Source organism: uncultured Acetatifactor sp. (genome assembly GCF_948601915.1).
GTDB lineage: Bacteria > Bacillota > Clostridia > Lachnospirales > Lachnospiraceae > Acetatifactor.
Window position 1 is genome coordinate 1 of sequence record NZ_CAPDXS010000094.1, and the last position, 21,328, is coordinate 21,328.

Sequence of the window (21,328 nt, forward strand, 5' to 3'; positions counted from 1 at the left end):
CGTCATTTCATGCCGGATATATAGCATTCGTACAGGTACATATTTCTGCAGACCGCGTCCCCCCACGCCGTCTCTCCCCTGTCTTTTGGCGCGCCCAGGAACAAAATACAAATCCTGCCCTATCCCTTCCGGACGAACCTGGCTTTCCGGGGCAAACGCTCTTGAATAGTTCTTATCTTAGCTTTCTGCAACCAAATGCGGCGCAGAGGATGCCCTTTCCTATTGTAGCACATTTTCTCCTGAGCTGAAAGAGCATAGTTTTCGCTGCGCGCTGCAGAACTCCACAGAACTCTGCCGTCGAAAACAATCGAAACGATTACAAACATGGAAAACATCGAAAACATACTATAGCAAATTACTCCTTGCGCTTGTCTTCTGCCTTTGCTAAAATGAATGGAAACAACAAATATCATAGCCAGGAGATAACGGAGTGAACCATTTAGAGGAAAGAAACCAGAAGATAATCGATGCCGTCATGAAAAAAGCAGCTATTGCGTGTCCGGGCGCGCTGGCTTTGATAGGGATAAACGGTTCCTTTATGACGGGGGACTACTATGAGAGGTCGGATTTGGATCTGCTCATCCTGATCAACGATGACAGAGGCTGGCAATTGGGTTGTACCTTTATCCAGGACGACTTACAGGTCGGACATGACATCTACTGTACCACCTGGGAACGTCTGCAGAAAGATGCCGAATATGAACACCCCAATATTTCCAAGCTGATGGATGCCAAAATCGTCTATTGCGCAGACGAGAAGTACCGAGAACGGCTGGAGAATCTGCGGAAAAAGGCCAGCGGCATTTTGACGGCCCCTTTCTCTGAGGAAGACTATACGAAAGCAGAGAAGCTATTAAAAGAGGCGGAGCATTATTACACATTGGCCATGATTTCGGAGCAGCAGTCTGATGTGCTGGACGGGGCGGGCAGGGTCATTTATTATGTTGAAAATGCGATAGCGATGTTAAACAAGCGGTATTTCCGTTACGGCGTAAAACGGGCTTATGAGGAGCTGAACGCCATGGAAAATCGTCCGGAAAATCTTTGCGGCTTGATAAATGCTGTCCTCTCGGCCACATCCGTGACGTCAGTGCGCACCCATTTGTCCACGCTGATGAAAGAAACCATGGCCGTGTTCCGCCATGTAAAAGAAACCATTGCCCTCCAGAAGAAACCGGCATCCCCAGATGAACTTGGCGGCACTTACGAAGAAATGTACTCAAATTGGCGGAATAAGATGCATGCGGCGGCGGAAGCAGGCAACCGGCATCTTGCATTTATGAGCCTGGTCAGCGCAAAGGCAATGTTCGATGAAATCCACAGCGAAGCGGCGATTGACAGATATGACGTGCTGGGAGCATACGATCCGGAAGACTTGCGCAAGACGGCCGCAGGGTTCGACGGTATTTTGAGCGAATATCTGAAAGAATACAGAAAAGCGGGGCTGCAGGCAAAACATTATTCTGATATCGATGCTTTTGTGCTCGATTACCAGGCAGCTCATTAGAGAAAAATGAACCCCCTCGCAGCAATCCCACATAAGCATTGGACAATGCCGTTGTATTTTACTATGATAATTGAGCCGCCTTCAAGTTTAGCCATTCAATTGGAGGAACGACTGGGAGGAATGAAGTATTATATTTTTAATAATAAAGGAGTTTGGCAATGAAAAATCTTTTGAAAAATAACCGATTTGCAGTTTTCATAATCTTAACTTTTTTAATTTTTGTAATGTCCAATGGAGAATGGTGTATCCCGATTTTTGCATGGATTTATCCAATTTTGTTTTTGCATATGCTTTCTCTCAATCATACCCGAAAAGCATATCTTATAATTGGCTCAATATATGCCATCGGGTTTGTTTTCCAGTTTGAAAGAGCCATCGGAATGGATATAAAAATATGTATCGTGGCAGCTTTTCTGATAGCTTTTCTGAAGATTCTACCATATATCTATTGGTCTAAATCAAAAATGAGATTTCAAGATACTGTTATTTTTGCAAGTATAATGGTATCAATAGAATATATCATGTATTTGGTATATCCTATTTTGGGCGGGTTGTCTGACGCTTATACACAATACCAAAATCTATACCTGCTACAAATAGTAACGGTAACAGGGATTTACGGAATCACCTTTTTAATGTATTGGACGGCGGCAATGGTTATATGGATTTGGAACAATAAAAGCAAAAAAGAATACATCAGGAAATACATAATCGTATATGGTTCTGTAATTTGCCTGGTATTTGTCTATGGAGTTGTTATGTATCATTTTGCAGGAAATTCAGATAAAAGTGTCAGGATCGCTGGGGTAACCGTTCCGATTTCAGAGCTGTTAAATAATGATAAAGATGTATATTCTACATTTTATACCAATACATTTACTGATGAAAACTTTACCAATACAAGGAATAAACTAGCATCAGTAGCTGATGAACTTTTCCTGAAAACAGAGTTGGAAGCACAGGCAGGTGCAAAGATTGTTTTTTGGTCGGAACTGAATGGAGCGGTTTTAAAACAAGATGAGGATATGCTTCTGCAGCGGGCGTCGGATATGGCGAAACAGGAAGAGATTTATTTGATTGTTTCATTACTGGTGAAAACCCCTTACGAGGACTTAAAGGAAAATAAAACGGCAGCATTTAATCCACAGGGAGAACTGATATCAGAATATTTTAAGCATGGACGTTCCATCGGAGAATTGTGCCAAAAAGGAGATGGAATGCTAAAAAGTTTTGATACAGAATATGGTAGAATTGCGCCGTTTATATGTTCTGATATGGCATTTTTGTCTACAATACAGCAGGCAGGCAGAAATAATGTAGATATACTAATTGTTCCAGCTTCGGATTGGAAAGAAATGACATTATTAGCTGCAAAGACAGCGGTTGTGCGTGGGGTTGAAAATGGAAGCAATATAATCAGACATACAAATAACGGAATGTCGATTGTTTCAAATGTTAAGGGCTGTGTATTGGCACAGGCCGATTACTTTCAGTCTGATACAAAGACATTCTCAGCACAGGTTGCTATGAAAGGACGCTTTACCCTTTATTCGTATATCGGAAATCTATTTGTATATCTGTGCAATTTATATTTGTTAGGGAGTTTCATGCTTCCCAAAATGAAACGATTAAATAAATTGCCAAAAGCGAAAAATCGGAATTTCATAAGGAAAGGATAATGGTTAAATAAGCAAAATGGACAAAATATTTATGGCTGAGTTTACTTTCATTTGGAGGATTTATGCTTGAATTACTGTCGGATTATTCCGGCTCCAGTACCGGGGAGGCACTTCAAACTGCGTGATCAGGGTCTGCAAACCCTTATCTTGAAATCTTATACTGCATAACGCTGAATACTGCCTAATGTAATCATGCGAATGAACCAGTCAGCGTTATGCAGTCTGGTTTCACGGCAAGTGAAATCGTTAAGCAGTATAAGCCAATCCCGAGACGGATTCTGAAAGTTAAAGCAACCTGTCATTCTGCAAAATAACATAAGTCCCAACTTGGTCATCATATCTTGCATAATCTAATTCCATCATGCGATATAAATATTGCTTCACTTCATCGGTAGAAGAAAATTTTGTTGCCGCATAGGGAGATTCCGGATTCGTTTTTTCAAACAGCAGATATCCATTATCCATTTCAATCAAAACAGCAGCATGGGAAGCGCATATCCTGTCACCGCTTTGCGTCCAAAAAGTAATCAAAGAAAATGCGCTTTCCTTGAATGAAATCTCCTGCCCATTCCACTTTTCCAAAATGGCCTGAAACATTTCCTGCTCACTGCATTGCTCTGTAATGCCAATCGGGTCAAACAGGGTAAAATATTCTGTCTGCATATCCTTGCTCCAGTCAATCAGCGGAAAAGGCACATACGCTTTATGCTCGCCCTCCACGGCTTCCCGCCCGAAAAGGATATCGCCGTCAGTATAAAGCCATGCCGTATTCTCGTCCCAACAATCAAAATCCTCTTCTTTGATCACGTTCCCTATCGAGATATTGTCCTGGCTCAACTCATAAGCCACAATCCTGCAGACAACATCGTGATAATTTCGATTATTGCGCTTATACCATTGTGTGGACATGGCAGGATAATCCCCATAATCAACTGTCATTCCGTCTATTGTCATAAAATCCCCCACCAATGAAAAAGACGGACATTCCCTCATACTGTCATTATAGTCTGTCGCCCAGCTCAATACAGCATCCACATAATCTGCCTGAATACCGGCTTTTGTCAGGATATCCCGCACTTCATCCATAGATGATTCACTGTCTAAATTTGAATATGTCAGTTTATTCCGAAGCGCAGCATCTGTATTTTGATTCCCCGGAACTTCGTCCCCCGACATTCCATCGCCTGGAGTTTCTTCACCCATCGCTTCGTTGCCCGCCTGGCTGCTTCCCTGCTTCTCCTCTGCCGCTGTAAACGGCATTTCTGCATTGCCGCAGGCAGAACAAAACAGTAAAACCATTATTGCGCATGAACAGGTAATTTTTATATGTTTTTTCGCACTTTTCATCATATCCCACAAGACCGCCTTTTCCTTTTTTCATTTATTGATTCTACCACAACCCCTTTTGCATTTCCATAAACAAATCCTTAAGATTACAGTTCATTGGTCGTGTCGTGATTCACGGTCTAAATGGTTTTATGCGGGAAGTCAAATCATATGTTCATCCATGTAATCTGCCACATCGGACCACCCCGAGACAGCGGCTTCCGGATCCTCTCCCTCGTCGGTGTCCACTTCGCCGTCGTACTGGGTGTACGCCCGCAGACAGACGCCGCCCCTGATATGGACAAACTCCGCGTTCATGTCCTCGTCATAATAGGCGTAGATCAGTTCATCCTCTCCGGCCAGTTCCACCCAGTCCGAGATCTCCCAGCCAAAAAGCTGCGTGCCGGAGAAATCCTCCGCCAGCACCCATTCGCCCCTTTCTTCAAACTCCATATCCTCGTACTCTGAAAAACGGTCTTTCACCTTTTTCATGGCAGCTTTTATCCTCACTTTGCAATCCCGCATCTCAATCTGTCCTCCTCGTTATATCAATATCCTATCGTAAAACTTCATATCCAATCTTGCTGTTCAGCGCGGTTTCCGCGGCCCGGCTGCGATATCTTGCAGCTTTCTGGAAATAATCATAGGCTTTTTGCAGATTGTCCGCCACGCCCCCAAAACGGCAATGCCATTTTCCCGCATAAATTCAAGAATCCTTTGCTCCATCCGCGTTCCCTCCATAGTATTCATTTTCGTCCTGTAATAATCTATTCCTCGTTGAAGTCATCGTCCTCCGAATCGTCCCCGTCATCCTCGTCCTCGGTCAGCGAATTGATAAATGCTGTGAGGGATTCCGCCAGACAGGTCACATGCTCCTCCGGGTCACGCTTTTTCACCGGAACCAGATCTCTGCGCTGTCTATGTCTATGATAAAACATCTTTTCAAAAAAATCATCATGAAAATGCAAAAAATTGCAAATAGCCTCCTTTTCCTCATGACCGGCCTACCAGCTTCAGGGAAAAGTGCCGTTGACCTTCCCATCATTTCCCTGAATACGCAATGGCATCCACCTGGAACAGCAGATTGCCGGGATCAGCAAACTCGGTCTGAATGGACTTGCGCGCGGGATACTTGCCATGGAACCTCTCTTTGACCACCTGTTCCATCACCGGGATATCCCAGATATTCTTGAACAGGCAGTTCATCTGTACCACATGTTCCAGGGTCAGCCCCACCAGCGCCAGCCGCTCTTCCATCACGTCAAAAGCTTCCCTGATTTGCTGCTCAATCGGACCGTCGATATTCCGCACACAATAATTCAGGAAACAATAGTCCCCCGCCTGGACAATCCCGGAATGCGCCCACTCCTCGTTCACTTCATACCTTTTGATCTCTTTCATGCTCCTACACTCCTTTTTATCATATTTTCAAGAACTTCCATATTCCGCCTGAATCTCTCTACAGGTTTTCAAAATGCGCTCTTTCAGTTCCGGCGGTTCGATTATCCGTACATGATTTCCGAAAGAAAGAATCGCCCCATACCAGAATGTCTCATGTTCCGGTGCAGAGAAACAAAACATAAAATCACCATTTTCAAATTCCTGTACAACCCGCCCATTCAGATATTCCCGGCACTTCGCTCTCACGCACGCTTTTCCGTACAGCCTGACATGCATGATTTTTTCCCTGCTGCCGCTGGACTTTATCTCCGAAACATCATGGTCTCTCGTATATCTGATATCTGTTTCACGCAAATCCTCCATGCGGATTAGCTTGAACATGCAATAATCCTGATGCTTTTCGTGATATCCAATCAGATACCAGTTATACCATTTATACTGGAGGCAGACCGGTTCCACCTGCATCTCCTTCCGTTCCTCATGGCTGTTCGTATACAGAAACCGGACGACGCGCTTTTTTCCGATTGCGTCTTCCAGCAACTTCAGCAGCCCCTTGATTTCCTCATCTTCCGCTGCCACGCTCAGATCCACGGAAACCGCATTGTTTCCCCTTTCGTTCAGGCCCTCTATCTTCGCCAGCGCCCGCTCCAGGCTTTTGCTGGCGTACGCGCTGGCCATCCCTTTCAGGGCTGTCACAAGCCAGTCATACTCATTTCGTGTGACAGCCTGCTTCTCCAGTACATAGCTGTCCATAATCTGGTAGCCTCCATCCACCCCATAAAAGGCCTGAATCGGGATGCCCGCCTGATCCAGGGATTCTAAATCCCGCATGATTGTCCTGGAAGAAACCTCAAACTCCTCGGCCAGTTTCTGCGCGGACGTCCGGCCATGCTTCAGCAAATAGACCACAAGCCCCATAAGTCGGTCAATCTTCATCTTTACACCCCTTGCGCTCTTTTTTCAGTATAGCAGACAAACTATGACACCATTATGTCATATATCATAAAAATAGACAATTATTTTTTCCTTTCAAAGCTGTTTTGAGGACCGAAGCTGCATTGAATAAAGCAACTCCGGGCCAGGCCTAAAAAAATTGTCGATTCCTGGAAAATAAAGGGTGACTTTATGCCCTCCGTCTGCTATAATAATCTCATCCGGGGCAGGGAACGGCCGGATTGGTTTCCGTTTTGGATGACTGTATCTATCATTTTAAAGGAGGTGCATTTTTATGACAGACAATGAGTTGCTGCTGGCTCTGTCAGGCATGCTGGACAAAAAGCTGAAAGCCGAACTACAACCGATAAAAAATGAGTTACAGACGATGAAGGACGATATTGCGGACATGAAGGGCGAAATCGCAGACATGAAAGGCGAAATCGCAGACATTAGGAACGAAATCGCCTCCATAAAGAGCAATATGCTGATAATGCAGAACGAAATCCGTCAGATCAAGCTCTGCCAGGAAAACATCATCCTGCCCCGGCTGGACACAATCGAGTCCTGTTACTCCGACACGTTCAACCGCTACAGGACCTACGCCGACAAGATGGATTCCGTCTTCGAGGATGTGGAGCTGCTCAAGACCGTGGTCACCCACCATTCCGAGAAGCTCCAGAAGCTGGCCTGACGGACAGAGGCCCGAACCCTATATTCCCTGAATCATCATTCGCATTTTCAGGCAATCGTCACGATTGCATCAAATCATTTCCTACATAAGAATCCATCTATGGCCTGTGTCCCGTTTCCCTCCCACAACAGATAAACGGTTTTACTACCTGCATGCCGGCATAGGCCATATTGGACTGACACAACCGCTCCCCCGCACATGACACCCCACAGCCATGCTCCGCCGGCTCCCCTTTTTCGTTGCGTTCAGCCCTGCCGGGAAGCCTTGGAATATGTACAGCCACAGTAGTCCTGCCGGTACAGGCCGTATCGGGCTGACAGCTCGACGGAGCGCTTATAGCCGTCCCTTTTCTTGAAATCAGAGGGCAGCCAGGCAATCCCGTATTCCTGTGCCAGCGCTTGTCCGATTTCATTGATTTTCCGCGCATTTTTCAACGGGCTGATGGTCAGCGTGGTGGCGAAATAGTCGAAGCCGCCCTCCGCCCCCCGTCCCGCCGTCTCCCGCAGCCGCAGGTCAAAGCACCGGAGGCACCGCTCCCCGCCCTCCGGGCAGCCCTCCAGCCCCTTCGCCATCTCAAAAAAGCGCCCGGGCTCATAGTCCCCCTCCACCAGGTCAATCGGATGGCCGAGGAAGCTCTCGCCCTCATATACCGGGCTTTTTTCCCTGGGCATTTCGCCTCCGGTAGCCGTCCCGCCCCTCTCCTCATTATAGGCCGCGATCAGCCGCTTCTGTTCCTCCACCCGCTTTTGGTATTCCGACACATCGGAGATGTTCGGATTGAAGTAGAACACGGTTATCCGGAAATACCGCCTGAGATACTCCAGCACATAGCTGCTGCAGGGGGCACAGCAACTGTGCAGGAACAGCGAGGGCGCAGAAAAGCCCTCTGCACCCTGCAATCCGTCAATGATTTTCTCCAGTTCTCTCTGATAGTTTGCCTGGTTCATCTCCGTTGTCCTTTCTCTTCCGTCCTCTCTTCAATCCCGTTTTCCCTCACAAATGTCCCCGGCCTGTCTGTTCCTACCGGAAAGGCCTTTTCCGGCATCCGGTCAGGAATTCGCTCCTCCCACACAGTCCTCATACCGCTTCCCGGCCTTGCGCCAGTTGATCAGCCCGAACCAGCTCTCCACATAATCGGCCCTGCGGTTCTGGTACTGGAGATAATAGGCATGTTCCCACACATCCACCAGCAGAATCGGCACATAGTCCTCCAGATCCGGCACGTCCTGGTTGGATGTCTGCACGATGGACAGCCTGCCGTCCTTGTCCGCCACAAGCCAGGCCCAGCCGGAACCGAACTTGCTCACTGCCGCCGGCTTCATCTGCTCCTTCCACTGCCTGTAGGAGCCGAAGTCCCGCTCTATGGCCTCCGCCAGCGCTCCATCGGGCTCCTGTCCCGCAGGCTCCCGCATGGAGTCGAAATACAGCTCGTGATTATAGACCCCGCCGCCGTTATTGCGCACCGCCGTCTGTACGGCCCCCGGAAGCGTGCTGATATCGGTCAGCAGCTCCGTCAGGCTTTTCTTCTGCAGCTCCGGATAATCCGACAGCGCGCTGTTCAGGTTGTCCACATAGGTCTTGTAATGCTTGTCATGATGGAAGGTCAATGTCTCCGCATCCAGCACAGGAACCAGCGCATCATATTCATAGGGCAGGGGACGCGCCACAAAAGGATATACTTCAGCTTTCATAAATCAGTTACCTCTCAGTCTGCCGTCAAGGCTTTTTTCAGGCCCGGAGGGAGAAATCCCTGCCGGAACATTTACGGTTCTGTGGAAAGTATATGTAAATTTATCCCTTTTATTCAAAAATCTTCCCGGCTTCCTGCCCCTGCCATCCCGCAGTGCCGCCTCCACATCCCTGCATCTCACAGGCTCCCCGTATCCTCCCTGCCAGGCTCGGCCGGTCTGCCATGCCCCTTCCTGTAACAGGAGGGCGAAACGCCTGTCTCTTTTCTGAAAAATCCGGAAAAATGGCGATAATCCATGAAACCCAGGCGGTTCGCGATCTCCTGTATGGGCATGGCCGTGCGCTCCAGCAGCGACTGGGAAAGCGCAAGCCGCAGCGACAGATAGTAGCGATAAGGCGTCATGCCATAGGCCTCCCGGAAAAGATGGATGGCCCTGGAGCGGGACAGTGGGACGCAGCCCGCGATGTCGTCGATGGTAAGGGGCCGCGACGCGTTCTGTTCTATGAAATTCTTCATGGCAAGCGCCCGGGACTGGCCGCAGGCTTCGCTGCCCAGAAAGCCGGAGAGGGCCTGGACATGCCTGTGCAGGAGCAGCGCCAGCTCACCCCCTGAACGGACCGGTTCCTTCTCTATGGCGTGGAAAATGGCAAAGAGATGGCTGCTGTCGGCGAAGGCCGGGATCTTCAGCACATTCTCCAGCCGGTAGTCGGAAAGCAGATGCCTCACCAGGCTCCCGCCCACATTGAACCATATCTTCGTCCAGGGATCCTCCGTGTCCGAATAATAGTGATGGCATCTTCCCGGCTGCAGGATGTAGGCGTCCCCCGCCGCCACAGTGACGCTTTCCCCATCCTGACGGACATGGCCTGTCCCGGAGATGACATATTCAAAGACATAATGATCCCCCCGGGGACGGTATATTTCATACAGCGGGTCAGGGTAGGTAATGCCCGCCAGGCCGGGCGCGAAGCTGGCCGATACCTGTCCCGTATAGACGGCATACTCTTCTCCTCTTCCCTGTCTGAAGACCGGCTGTGTGTCTGGCATGGTATCTCTCCTGGTTCCGGCGGCGCCCTTTATCTGCTTTTCCTCCTATTATACATCCTCCGGTCCCGAAATGGAATAGCTATAGCACTATTTTGTACATTTACGCAACTAATTTCCATGGAAAAGGAGACCGGATGCGACTATACTATATCTGTCCCGGAAAACGGCAGACAGGACATATGCTGGAAGCATATGCAGAAAACGAAAGGAAGACAGGAGGGTCTTACAATGGCACAAGCGGCGAGAACAGAGCATCCAAAGCCCCAGATGCAGCGGGAGAACTGGCAGAACCTCAACGGCGAGTGGGATTTCGCCTTTGACTTCGGCTGCAGCGGCGTGGAGCGCAGGTTTTATGAAAGGGACAGGCTGGACAGGAAGATCCAGGTTCCGTTCTGTCCGGAGAGCGACCTGAGCGGCATCGGGTACAAGGATTTCATACCGGCGGTATGGTATCAGAAAAAGGTGGAGCTGACCAAAGAGCAGCTGGAGGGACATGTTCGCCTGCACTTCGGGGCGGTGGATTACGAGTGCCGTCTCTGGGTGAACGGTCAGGAGGCCGGAACCCACAGGGGCGGATATGTGTCCTTTAGCTTCGACATCACCAAATACGCCAAAGAGGGCGTGAACACCCTGACCCTCTACGCCAGGGACGACACCCGCAGCGGCAGACAGTGCAAGGGGAAACAGAGCGGCCTCTTCCATTCCCAGGGCTGCGACTACACCCGCACCACGGGAATCTGGCAGACCGTGTGGCTGGAGTTCCTGCCGAAGGCATATATCGAAAAATTATACTATTACCCCAATATCGCGGAGAGCTCCGTCACCGTCCGCGCCGTCACCGTGGGGGAGGGAATCCTCTCTGCGGAGGCCTCCTATGAAGGAAAAATCTGCGGACAGGCCCAGGCAAGAGCAACGGCCGGAAACGCCACCCTCGACATCCCCCTCTCCGAGCTGCATCTCTGGGAGGCCGGCGCCGGGCGCCTCTACGACCTGAAGCTCTTCTTCGGGGAGGATTGCGTGAACAGCTATTTCGGCATGCGGGAGATTCGTCTGGAGGGAGAGCGCGTCCTGATCAACGGCAGGTCCGTGTTCCAGCGGCTGGTGCTGGACCAGGGCTTCTATCCGGACGGCATCTACACGGCCCCTTCCGACCAGGCGCTGCAGCGGGACATCCGGCTTTCCATGGAGGCGGGCTTCAACGGCGCCAGGCTCCACCAGAAGATATTCGAGGAGCGTTTCCTCTACCACTGCGACCGGATGGGTTATCTGGTGTGGGGGGAGCAGGGAAACTGGGGGCTGGATCTCAGCAGGCCAGATGGTCTGAAATGCTTCCTGCCGGAGTGGATGGAGGCCCTGGACCGGGACTTCAACCATCCCGCCATCGTGGGCTGGTGCCCCTTCAATGAGACCTGGGACTACGAGGGGCGCAGGCAGGACAATGATCTGCTGGCCATGGTCTACCGGATGACGAAGCTTTTCGACACCACCAGGCCCTGCATCGACACCAGCGGCAACTACCATGTGGTGACGGACATCTACGACATGCACGACTATGAGCAGGATCCGGCCGTGTTCGCCGCCACCTATGAGGAATTCGCAAAGGGAGGCCCCCTGACGGACCGCATGGCGGACAGGCAGACTCCTGTGCCGGGCATTCCCGTGTTCATCAGCGAGTACGGCGGAATCAAATGGGACGTGGAAGGGAGCCTGGCGGACAGCTGGGGCTACGGGGACGGGCCGAAGACAGAGGAAGAATACATCGCCCGCTATCAGGGTCTGACGGACGCCCTGCTGGACAATCCCCACATGTTCGGCTTCTGCTATACCCAGCTTTACGATGTGGAGCAGGAGGTCAACGGGCTGTATACCTATGACAGGAAGCCCAAGATGGACATGGAAATCTTCCGGAAAATCAACAGCAGGAAGGCGGCCATCGAAGATTGAAGGAATTTGAGTTCCATTTTCGGATTCCATGCTGACAATTTTCGTCCAATCTGTTATAATATGTCTTATCAGAAGCATGCTTTTCGCTTCTGATAAAAGGCACGTCTTGTGCGCCGCATTCAAGTCTCCTTACCCGGGGCAGGGAACGGCCGGGTAAGGATATTTTTTAAGGAGGTGAAAGCCATGACGAACAATGAACTGCTACTTGCCATATCCGATCTGCTGGATGTAAAGCTGAAAGCAGAGATGCAGTCTCTGAAGAACGAGCTGCATGAAGAGATTCGGGCTGTGAGAGATGAACTGCACGCTGAGATTCAGGCCGTAAAGAATGAACTGCACACGGAAATTCAGGCTGTGAAAAGCGAGCTGCGCCTTGAGATCCGGGCTGTGAGGGACGACCTGCACGCCGAAATCCAGGCTGTGAGAGATGAGCTGCACGCCGAAATCCAGGCCGTAAGGGATGAACTGCACGCTGAAATCCAGGCCGTAAGGGATGAACTGCACGCTGAAATCCAGGCCGTAAGGGACGAGCTTTATGCCGAAATCCAGAGCCTGGACGCGCGGGTCCGCCTGCTGCAGTTGAATCAGGAGAATGTCATCATGCCCAGGCTGGACAACATCGAGTCCTGCTATACGGCTACCTTCAGGCGATACCAGGATTACGGGGACAAAATGGAGTCCGTCTGCGAAGACGTAGACCTGCTCAAAAAAGTGGTGATGAGCCACTCGGAAAAACTGCAAAAGCTGGCTTGACGCTTTCGAACAGGGCAAAGCCATGCATGTCGGCAATATCTGACCGTCCCGCAATGACTCTGGCTCATTCGCCTGTAAATTCAACTTTTACATAAGAACCCCGTGGCCTGTACGCCGTTATCCTCCGGAATAGTACACCCACAGGTCCTGCCGGTACAGGCCACATCGGGCTGACAATTCCTTAAGACAGCTTTCTTAAAACGACCGCAACAATCCCTGAAGCCCCTCTTCCTCATATATCCGCTTATAATAGGCCACCTCATCCCCGATGAGCCCGTCAATCACCTGCATCCCCAGCAGCTCCACCGGAGCCTTGTCATCCGTCAGGATATAGCCGCCTGCCTGATACTCCTCCAGATGCTCTGCCGTCCGCTCCATCATGGCGTACAGCGCCTCATCCTCCAGCGCCCGGCGCTTTGCCTGGAAGCTCTCCACCATGGCCTTATTGTCCGAAGCGAAGAGCTCCCGGTTGGTGGAGCCGCTCACTTCCACCGTACAGACCTCCCCGAACACGGAGGAGATGGTATCCGCCAGATACTGGTTGATATTGCCCTCGCCGCTGCCCCGCATGTTCATGTTCACCACCATGACGCCGTCCTCCGCCAGATGCTCCTTCACCAGCGTGAAGAATTCCGTCGATGACATCTGGAAGGGAATGGTGATGTCCTGATAGGCGTCCACCATGATCACGTCATATTTTTCCTCCACAGCGTTCAGGAAGGCCCTGCCGTCATAGGTGGTCACGGGCACATCCTCCGGCAGGTGGAAATACTCCCGGGAGAGGGCCGTAATCTTCTCATCGATCTCCACGCCCTCAATCTCCATGTCTCCATAATATTTCCTGCACTGTGTGGCATATGTACCGGTGCCCATGCCCAGGATCAATACCCTGCAGTCCTCCGGCTCCTTTCCCTCCACCATCAGCGGCGCCGCCATGGCATAATCGTAATACATGCCCGTGAGCCCCTGGTCCTTCATATAGATGGACTGGACTCCGAAGAGCACGTTGGTGGAAAGTATGACGCTCCTGTCATTTTCCTTCACCTGGAGATAATTGTAGACCGACTCCCCCTCGTAGGCCAGGTTGCTCTCCCAGAAGGCGAAGCTGTTGGAATGCCCCAGCGCGCAGCACAGCAGATAGCACAGAAGGGCAGCCGCAGCCCTTCCCATCCCCCGGATGCCCTTCTTTCCCGCCGCGCTGGCAAAGTAGGCAATGGCCAGAGCCAGCAGTATCCCTGCAAAGATCAGGAAGGTGACGGAGGTTCCCACGGAAGGGATGGTGACGAAGGTGGGCACAAAGGTGCCTATGATGCTGCCGATGGTGTTGAAGGCCCCCAGGTTCCCCACCACTTTCCCGCTCTCCTCCAGATTGCCCACCGTATATTTCGCCAGAGAGGGCGTCACCGTGCCCAGCAAAAACAGCGGGAACACAAAGACTGCCATACAGGCCGCAAAGGCCGCCACGATGAGGAAATTTGCGCTCACGGAGAATATCAGCAGCGCCGAAATCCCCAGTATGATGTACTTCCCCACCACGGGGATGGCCGCAATCCACACTGCCGCTATCAGCATCCTTGTGTAGAGCTTCCCCGGGTCCGGATTCTTGTCCGCGCTGCGCCCGCCGTAGATGTTCCCCAGCGCCATGGCGATCATGATGGTGCCGATGATGATTGTCCACACAATCTGGGAGGAGCTGAAATAGGGGGCAAGCAGCCTGCTGGCCCCCAGCTCCACCGCCATCACGGACATGCCGGCGAAAAACTCCGTCAGGTACAGAAATACCCGATTCTTCAATATTTTAGGTGCATTGGTCATGCTCATCTTTTATTCTCCCTTGGCTTGCTTTTCCTTCCTGCCCCCCTGCCCCTCATGATACGGAACCTTCCTCGAAATCCCGGCCACTGGATTCGCCATGCGTCAATCTTCCATGGCCATATACTCCTGCGTTCAAGCTTGCCGCATATTCCCGATGGAAAAAGCTTCCTATGGCAAACATTAATGACCCCCCACATCAATCACAGTCGGGCATCATTCACAGCCGCGCCACATCCACCAGCGTCAGCTCCTGTCCCGCGTTCTCCAGACTTGTCACCAGAGCCCTGGCAGTGTCCAGGGAGGTCAGGCAGTTGACGCCTGTCTCGATGGCCGTCCGGCGGATCAGGAAGCCGTCCCGGGACTTGTCCCGCCCCTGGGTGGGGGTGTCGATCACCAGGTCGATGCGGTGCCCCAGAATCAAGTCCATCACCGTGGGCGATTCCTGGGAAATCTTGTTCACCTTCCTGGCCTTAACCCCGGCCTCGTTCAGGGCCGCGGCCGTGCTCCTGGTGGCATAGATGGTATAGCCCAGCTTCGCGAAGCGTCTTCCTATCTCAATGGCCTCTCCCTTGTCCGCGTCCTTCACGGTGATAATCATGTTCTTATGCCTGGGCAGATTCACCCCCGCCCCTAAAAACGCCTTGTACAGCGCCTCATGGAATTCCTTCGCAATCCCCAGGCACTCTCCCGTGGATTTCATCTCCGGCCCCAGACTGATCTCCGCCCCCCGAATCTTCTCGAAGGAGAACACAGGCATCTTGATGGCATAGTACTGGGCCTCCGGCTGCAGCCCCGGCTCATATCCAAGCTCCCTGATCGTCCTGCCCAGAATCACCTCCGTGGCCAGATCCACGATAGGGATACCCGTCACCTTGCTGATATAAGGTACCGTCCGGGAGGAGCGGGGGTTCACCTCGATGACGTATACGTCTTCTCCGATGGCGATGAACTGGATATTGATAAGTCCCTTTACGTGCAGCGCCTTTGCCAGCCGCCTGGTGTACTCCGCAATCTTGTCCTTCACCAGCTTTCCGATGGTATGGGCGGGGTAGACGGAGATGCTGTCCCCGGAGTGCACGCCCGTGCGCTCGATATGTTCCATGATGCCGGGAATCAGAATGTCCGTGCCATCGCAGACCGCGTCCACCTCGATTTCCTTGCCCTGGAGATATTTGTCCACCAAAATGGGGTGGTCCTGAGCGATGCGGTTGATGATGGCCATGAACTCCTCGATCTCCTGGTCGGAAATGGCGATCTGCATGCCCTGGCCGCCCAGCACATAGGAGGGCCGCACCAGCACGGGATAGCCCAGGCGGTTCGCAACGGCCTTGGCCTCCTCGGCGGTGTACACCGTTCCGCCCGCCGCCCGGGGAATGCCTGTCTCCTCCAGGATTTTGTCGAAAAGCTCCCTGTCCTCCGCGGCGTCCACATCCTCGGCTTTGGTGCCCAAAATGGGCACGCCCATCTTCATCAGGCTCTCCGTGAGCTTGATGGCGGTCTGGCCGCCGAACTGCACCACTGCCCCGTCCGGCTTCTCGATGTCCACGATGGCCCCAACGTCCTCCGGGGTCAGCGGCTCGAAGTAGAGCTTGTCCGCGATGTCGAAGTCCGTGCTCACGGTCTCCGGGTTGTTGTTGATGATGATGGTCTCGTACCCGGCCCTGGAGAAGGCCCAGGTGGCATGGACGGAGCAGTAGTCGAACTCGATGCCCTGGCCGATACGGATGGGGCCGGAGCCCAGGACCAGGACCTTCTTCCGACGATCCCCGGCCTCCCCATGGAAAGCACCGGCGCCAGTCCCGGAAGGATGTCCGCAATTGGGGCATTCTTCTGTATGAATCGTTTCCGCACCGCAAATCATTTCCGTATTGCAAATCGTTTCCGCACTGCGGAACTTGAAATTATTTAATGAGTCACTTTCGAACTCAATGCTTTCCCCCGCGCTTGCCTCGCACTCTCCGCCATATACGGAATAGTAATAAGGAGTTGACGCAGCGAACTCCGCCGCGCAGGTGTCTACCATTTTGTAGACAGCTTGGATGCCGTTCTCATGGCGCATGGCCCGGATGTCCGCCTGGCTCTTTCCCGTGAGTCTGGCAATCACATTGTCAGGGAACTCTATCCGCTTGGCCTCCCGCAATAAATCCGGAGTCAGCTCCTGTGTCCGCAGGGCCTCCTCCATCTCCACCAGGATTGCAATCTTATCGATGAACCAGATATCTATCATGGTGATATCGTGAATCTCCTCATAGCCGACGCCCTTGCGGACAGCCTCGGCAATCATCCAGATCCGCCTGTCGTCCACCACCTTCAGCCCGGACTTCAGCTCATCCACGCTCAGCCCGCTGAAATCATAGTCCAGAAGACAGTCCACATGCTGCTCCAGGGAGCGGATGGCCTTCATCAGAGCTCCCTCAAAGCTGTCGCAGATTGCCATGACCTCGCCAGTGGCCTTCATCTGGGTGGTCAGCGTGCGCTTGGCCGTGATGAATTTATCGAAGGGAAGCCTGGGAATCTTCACCACGCAGTAATCCAGGGCGGGCTCAAAGCTGGCGTAAGTCTTCCGGGTAATGGCGTTCCTGATCTCGTCCAAAGTATAGCCCAGCGCGATTTTAGCCGCCACCTTGGCGATGGGATAGCCCGTGGCCTTGGAGGCCAGGGCGGAGGAACGGCTCACCCTGGGATTCACCTCGATGACGCAGTACTCAAAGCTGGTGGGATGCAGGGCGAACTGCACGTTGCAGCCTCCGGTAATCTGCAGTTCATTAATGATGTTCAGGGCGGAGGTGCGCAGCATCTGGTATTCCTTGTCGCCCAGGGTCTGGGAGGGGGCGACTACGATGCTGTCTCCCGTATGCACGCCCACCGGGTCGATGTTCTCCATGTTGCAGACCGTGATGCAGTTCCCCGCGCTGTCCCGCATGACCTCGTACTCGATTTCCTTCCAGCCCGCTATGCAGCGCTCGACCAGCACCTGGCCCACCCGGGAGAGACGTAGGCCATTCTCCAGGATCTCCTCCAGCTGCACCTGGTTGTAGGCGATGCCGCCGCCGGAGCCTCCCAGGGTGTAGGCCGGACGCAGCACCACGGGATAGCCGATGGAGCCCACGAATTCCACCCCCTCCTCCACGGTCTCCACCACCTTGGAAGCTGCGCAGGGCTCTCCGATGCGCTCCATCAGGTCTTTGAACTCCTGCCGCCCCTCGGCGTTGCGGATAGTGGCGGCGGTGGTTCCCAGAAGGGTCACGCCGTGGGCCTTCAGGAACCCGGATTCCTCCAGCTCCATCCCCAGATTCAGGCCCGCCTGGCCGCCCAGGGTGGGCAGGATGCTGTCCGGCTTCTCCTTCTCTATGATTTGCTCCAGCACCTGGACGGTGAGGGGTTCGATGTACACCTTGTCCGCGATGTCCCGGTCTGTCATGATGGTGGCGGGGTTGGAGTTCACCAAAATCACCTCCACGCCCTCCTCCTTCAGAGAGCGGCAGGCCTGGGTGCCCGCGTAGTCGAACTCCGCCGCCTGGCCGATGACGATGGGGCCGGAGCCGATGACCATGACTCGTTTTACGTTGGGATTCTTAGGCATTTTCGCTCCCTCCTTCTCTCATCATCCGGATGAATCTGTCAAACAGATACCGGGAATCCTGGGGTCCGGGACAGGCCTCCGGATGGTACTGCACCGTGAAGATATTCTTGCCCGTATACGCAAGCCCTTCGTTGGTGCCGTCATTCACGTTGACGAAGGCCGGAACCGCCACTTTAGGGTCGAGCTTTTCCATGTCCACCACATAACCGTGATTCTGTGAAGAAATATACACTCTGCCGGTAGCCAGGTCCTTTACCGGATGGTTCCCGCCCCGGTGCCCGTACTTCATTTTATAGGTATCCGCCCCGGTGGCCAGCGCCATGAGCTGATGGCCCAGACAGATGGCGAAAATAGGGATGTCCGTATCGTAGAGCTTCCGGATCTCCCCGATAATGTCCCCGCACTCTTTAGGATCCCCGGGGCCATTGCTGAGCATGATGCCGTCGGGCCTGTCCGCCACGATCTCCTCCGCGGAAGTCCGGGCCGGATACACCGTCACCTCGCAGCCCCGCTCCGCCAGGGAGCGGGCGATATTGGCTTTTGCGCCAAAATCCAGCAGCGCCACGCGAAGGCCCGAACCGTTGAGCTCCTTCACCAGCGAGGGCCGCGGCTCCCGGAGGCCCTTTTCATAAGCCGCCCCGTCGAATCTGGCCGCGCCGGACAGAGGGCCATTGTCCGCCAGGCCGGCTGACGGCCTTACCGTATATTTCTCCCTGCAGGTCACTTTCTCCACCACCTTGCCCGTGGTGTAGGCCCGCAGCCTGGGCAGGATTTCCGCCGCATCCGGATATTCCCGGGTGGTGATCATGCCGTTCATGGTACCCTTCTCCCGGAGGATCTTGGTCAGAGCCCTTGTGTCGATGCCCGCGATGCCGGGCACATTGTTCTCTTCGAGGAATTGCTGCAGACTCATATCGCAGCGGAAATTGCTGGGAATGCGGGAAAGCTCCCTCACGATGAAGCCGTCCGGCCAGGGCCTTGAGGATTCCATGTCGTCCCTGCAGATGCCGTAATTGCCGATCAACGGATACGTCATGCACACTGCCTGTCCCGCATAGGAAGGGTCGGTGAGCACTTCAAGGTATCCGGCCATGGATGTGTTGAACACGATTTCACTGATGATTTCCCTCCGGGCACCGATATGGGTCCCCCGGAATACAGTGCCGTCTTCCAGGATCAAAAACGCTTTCATAGGCTTTTCCCTCCTCCCGCCCCGGTTCCGCAGCCATATCCCCGCATAAAGCGCCCCGCTTTCCGCCTGAATCCTCCGCGGCGCGCTTCCCGCAGGGCGGCCGCACCGGGGAAGGCATTTTATTTCTGTATATACGCTCTCAAAACATTCGCATTATTATAGCACAGAAAACGGAATAGGGCAATCATTTTTCGCAGGTGCATTACAGCATCGTCTTGTATCGGCATTTTGCAGCAGTTACGGCATTCCGCCAGTTTCCCCGCCGTCTCTCACGTATAATGCTGCATCACATACTGCACCTCCGTGTTCCCCCGAAAAGTATTCTTCCCCAACTGATAAGCCACGGAGACGCGGAAGTCCCCTCTCCCCGCGTACAGCGCCTCCTCGCTGCCCGGGCCGAACTTTTCCTCCAGGAACGCGCCGAACTTCTTCAGGTCGCCGAAAAAGACAATCTGGCGCCGGGTGCCGGTTTCCGTCCGCACCTGGTATCTGGCGCAGGTCTGGTTGGCGCCCATTTTGTGCCCTGACAGGAACAGCAGATCCTTCTGGGCGAACAGCGGCCTGGGGTTGCCTACGCCGAAGGGCTCCAGCAGCTCCAGCTCCTCCGCCAGCCCCATGTCCCCGTAGTCTATGGGCATGGGCACATCGATATGCACTTTAGGGATGAAATCCTCCGGCTCCAGCGCACAGTTCCGGTTCAGGTCCCGCCGGAAGGCCTCCACATCCTCCTCCCGCATGGACAGCCCCGCCGCCATGGCATGGCCGCCGAATTTGGTGAAATACCGCTTCACCTGGGTCATGGCCTCGTACATGTGGTAGCCCTCTATGGAGCGGCCGGAGCCCTTCACCCCCTCCTCCCCTTTGGTCAGGATGAAGACGGGGTGGTGGTGGCTCTCCCGGATGCGCCCGGCAATGATGCCCGCCAGGCTCTCGTGGACTTCCGGCAGATATATCACCAGCACCTTGTCCAGCTCCGCCCCCTGCCGCGCCAGGTAACTTTCTGCCTGCTCCACCCCCTGCAGGGTCAGGTTCTTCCGGCTGTCATTGAGCTCCTTCAGCTCCCTGGCCGCGGTCATGGCCTCCACCCGGTTTTGGCTCTGGAGAAGCTCCAGGGCTCTCTTTGCGGTGTCCAGTCTGCCGGTGGCGTTAAGGCAGGGACCGATCACGAAGCCCAGATGATAGGCGTTGAGCTTCTCCGGCTCGATGCCGTTGACATCCATCAGGGCCCGGATTCCCTGGTTGCGGGTATGCCGCAGGCGGTTCAGCCCCTCCTTCACCAGAATCCGGTTCTCATCCTTCAGCTCCATCACATCGCAGACCGTAGCCAGGGCGGCGAACTCCAGCAGCTCCTCCAGCGCGTCCTTCAGCTGTGCGCTTCCCGTCCTCTCCGCCAGCGCCTGTACCACCTTGTAGGCCACCGCGCCTCCGCAGATGTTCGGGAAGGGATACCTGCACCGCTCCTGCTTGGGATCGATCACCGCCAGGGCCGGGGGCAGCAGCTCCCTGCGGCAGGATCCTCCGTCACAGCCTGTCCCATCCGCAGCCCTCTCCTCCACGTCTCCTGATTTGCCGTCTCTCCTCCCATCAGAGCCGTTATTCCCCTGCTCCCCGCCGGAAATGCCATCAGCGGTTCCGGCCGCCATCACGAAGGGCACCTCATGGTGGTCCGTGACGATGACCTTGATGCCATAGGAATTGGCCAGCGCGATCTGGGGCGCGGCGGCGATGCCGTTGTCGCAGGTCACGATCATGCCGATGCCGTCC

At 53.6% G+C, this 21,328-nt stretch carries 17 protein-coding genes; 5 read left to right on the plus strand and 12 right to left on the minus strand.

Going from position 1 to position 21,328, the window contains the following annotated elements; all coding sequences use genetic code 11:
- The first annotated feature begins 568 nt into the window (after positions 1–568).
- Positions 569–1,507 (plus strand): hypothetical protein, encoded by a 939-nt coding sequence (locus tag Q2B33_RS15720; protein ID WP_300914101.1) that lies wholly within the window; start codon positions 569–571, stop codon positions 1,505–1,507.
- Positions 1,508–1,665: 158 nt separating this feature from the next.
- A complete protein-coding gene (locus tag Q2B33_RS15725; RefSeq protein ID WP_300791746.1) occupies positions 1,666–3,186 on the plus strand; it encodes a nitrilase-related carbon-nitrogen hydrolase in 1,521 nt (506 codons plus the stop codon).
- Between the two features lie 285 nt (positions 3,187–3,471).
- On the opposite strand, the gene Q2B33_RS15730 is transcribed toward Q2B33_RS15725, so the two are convergent.
- The 5 genes from Q2B33_RS15730 to Q2B33_RS15750 all read right to left on the minus strand — a co-directional run bounded on the left by Q2B33_RS15730 (position 3,472) and on the right by Q2B33_RS15750 (position 6,849).
- Positions 3,472–4,536 (minus strand): DUF4300 family protein, encoded by a 1,065-nt coding sequence (locus Q2B33_RS15730; RefSeq protein WP_300784176.1) that lies wholly within the window; start codon positions 4,534–4,536, stop codon positions 3,472–3,474.
- A gap of 138 nt (positions 4,537–4,674) precedes the next feature.
- Positions 4,675–5,004: a hypothetical protein gene (locus tag Q2B33_RS15735; RefSeq protein WP_300565810.1), complete on the minus strand. Its 330-nt coding sequence runs from the start codon at positions 5,002–5,004 to the stop codon at positions 4,675–4,677.
- Between the two features lie 275 nt (positions 5,005–5,279).
- Positions 5,280–5,408: a hypothetical protein gene (locus tag Q2B33_RS15740; RefSeq protein ID WP_296476315.1), complete on the minus strand. Its 129-nt coding sequence runs from the start codon at positions 5,406–5,408 to the stop codon at positions 5,280–5,282.
- A gap of 145 nt (positions 5,409–5,553) precedes the next feature.
- Entirely contained in the window at positions 5,554–5,913 is a 360-nt protein-coding gene (locus Q2B33_RS15745; RefSeq protein ID WP_300565814.1) for a RidA family protein, read from the minus strand.
- 27 nt (positions 5,914–5,940) lie between these two features.
- A complete protein-coding gene (locus tag Q2B33_RS15750) occupies positions 5,941–6,849 on the minus strand; it encodes a YafY family protein (RefSeq protein WP_300565815.1) in 909 nt (302 codons plus the stop codon).
- 292 nt (positions 6,850–7,141) lie between these two features.
- Between Q2B33_RS15750 and Q2B33_RS15755 the strand changes: the two genes are divergently transcribed.
- Positions 7,142–7,540, plus strand: a complete 399-nt coding sequence (locus Q2B33_RS15755; RefSeq protein WP_300565817.1) for a hypothetical protein — start codon at positions 7,142–7,144, stop codon at positions 7,538–7,540.
- A 245-nt stretch (positions 7,541–7,785) separates the two neighbouring features.
- Here the strand turns inward: Q2B33_RS15755 and Q2B33_RS15760 are convergent, their stop codons facing one another.
- The 3 genes from Q2B33_RS15760 to Q2B33_RS15770 form a co-directional block, all read right to left on the minus strand.
- Positions 7,786–8,487 carry an epoxyqueuosine reductase QueH gene (locus Q2B33_RS15760; protein WP_300784181.1) on the minus strand — a complete coding sequence of 234 codons (702 nt, stop codon included), beginning with the start codon at positions 8,485–8,487 and terminating at the stop codon, positions 7,786–7,788.
- 102 nt (positions 8,488–8,589) lie between these two features.
- Positions 8,590–9,231 carry a superoxide dismutase gene (locus Q2B33_RS15765; protein WP_296476299.1) on the minus strand — a complete coding sequence of 214 codons (642 nt, stop codon included), beginning with the start codon at positions 9,229–9,231 and terminating at the stop codon, positions 8,590–8,592.
- 176 nt (positions 9,232–9,407) lie between these two features.
- Complete coding sequence (locus Q2B33_RS15770) at positions 9,408–10,277, minus strand: AraC family transcriptional regulator (protein WP_296476297.1); 870 nt, start codon at positions 10,275–10,277, stop codon at positions 9,408–9,410.
- 228 nt (positions 10,278–10,505) lie between these two features.
- On the opposite strand from Q2B33_RS15770, the gene Q2B33_RS15775 reads away from it, so the two are divergent.
- Both Q2B33_RS15775 and Q2B33_RS15780 read left to right on the plus strand, forming a co-directional pair.
- The gene (locus tag Q2B33_RS15775; protein ID WP_300565820.1) at positions 10,506–12,221 is read left to right on the plus strand and encodes a glycoside hydrolase family 2 protein; all 1,716 of its coding nucleotides are present in this window, start codon (positions 10,506–10,508) and stop codon (positions 12,219–12,221) included.
- Positions 12,222–12,404: 183 nt separating this feature from the next.
- A complete protein-coding gene (locus Q2B33_RS15780; RefSeq protein WP_300565821.1) occupies positions 12,405–12,974 on the plus strand; it encodes a hypothetical protein in 570 nt (189 codons plus the stop codon).
- Between the two features lie 195 nt (positions 12,975–13,169).
- Here Q2B33_RS15780 and Q2B33_RS15785 read toward each other — a convergent pair whose 3' ends face one another.
- The 4 genes from Q2B33_RS15785 to Q2B33_RS15800 form a co-directional block, all read right to left on the minus strand.
- Positions 13,170–14,795, minus strand: coding sequence for a spermidine synthase (locus tag Q2B33_RS15785; protein ID WP_300565822.1), 1,626 nt, complete (start codon positions 14,793–14,795; stop codon positions 13,170–13,172).
- 211 nt (positions 14,796–15,006) lie between these two features.
- Complete coding sequence (gene carB, locus Q2B33_RS15790; protein WP_300565823.1) at positions 15,007–18,372, minus strand: carbamoyl-phosphate synthase large subunit; 3,366 nt, start codon at positions 18,370–18,372, stop codon at positions 15,007–15,009.
- Positions 18,365–19,564: a carbamoyl phosphate synthase small subunit gene (locus Q2B33_RS15795; protein WP_300565824.1), complete on the minus strand. Its 1,200-nt coding sequence runs from the start codon at positions 19,562–19,564 to the stop codon at positions 18,365–18,367. Before Q2B33_RS15795 ends, carB begins: the two co-directional genes overlap by 8 nt.
- A 269-nt stretch (positions 19,565–19,833) precedes the next feature.
- On the minus strand, positions 19,834–21,328 hold a 1,495-nt coding region (locus tag Q2B33_RS15800), incomplete at its 5' end, for a DHH family phosphoesterase (RefSeq protein WP_300914102.1).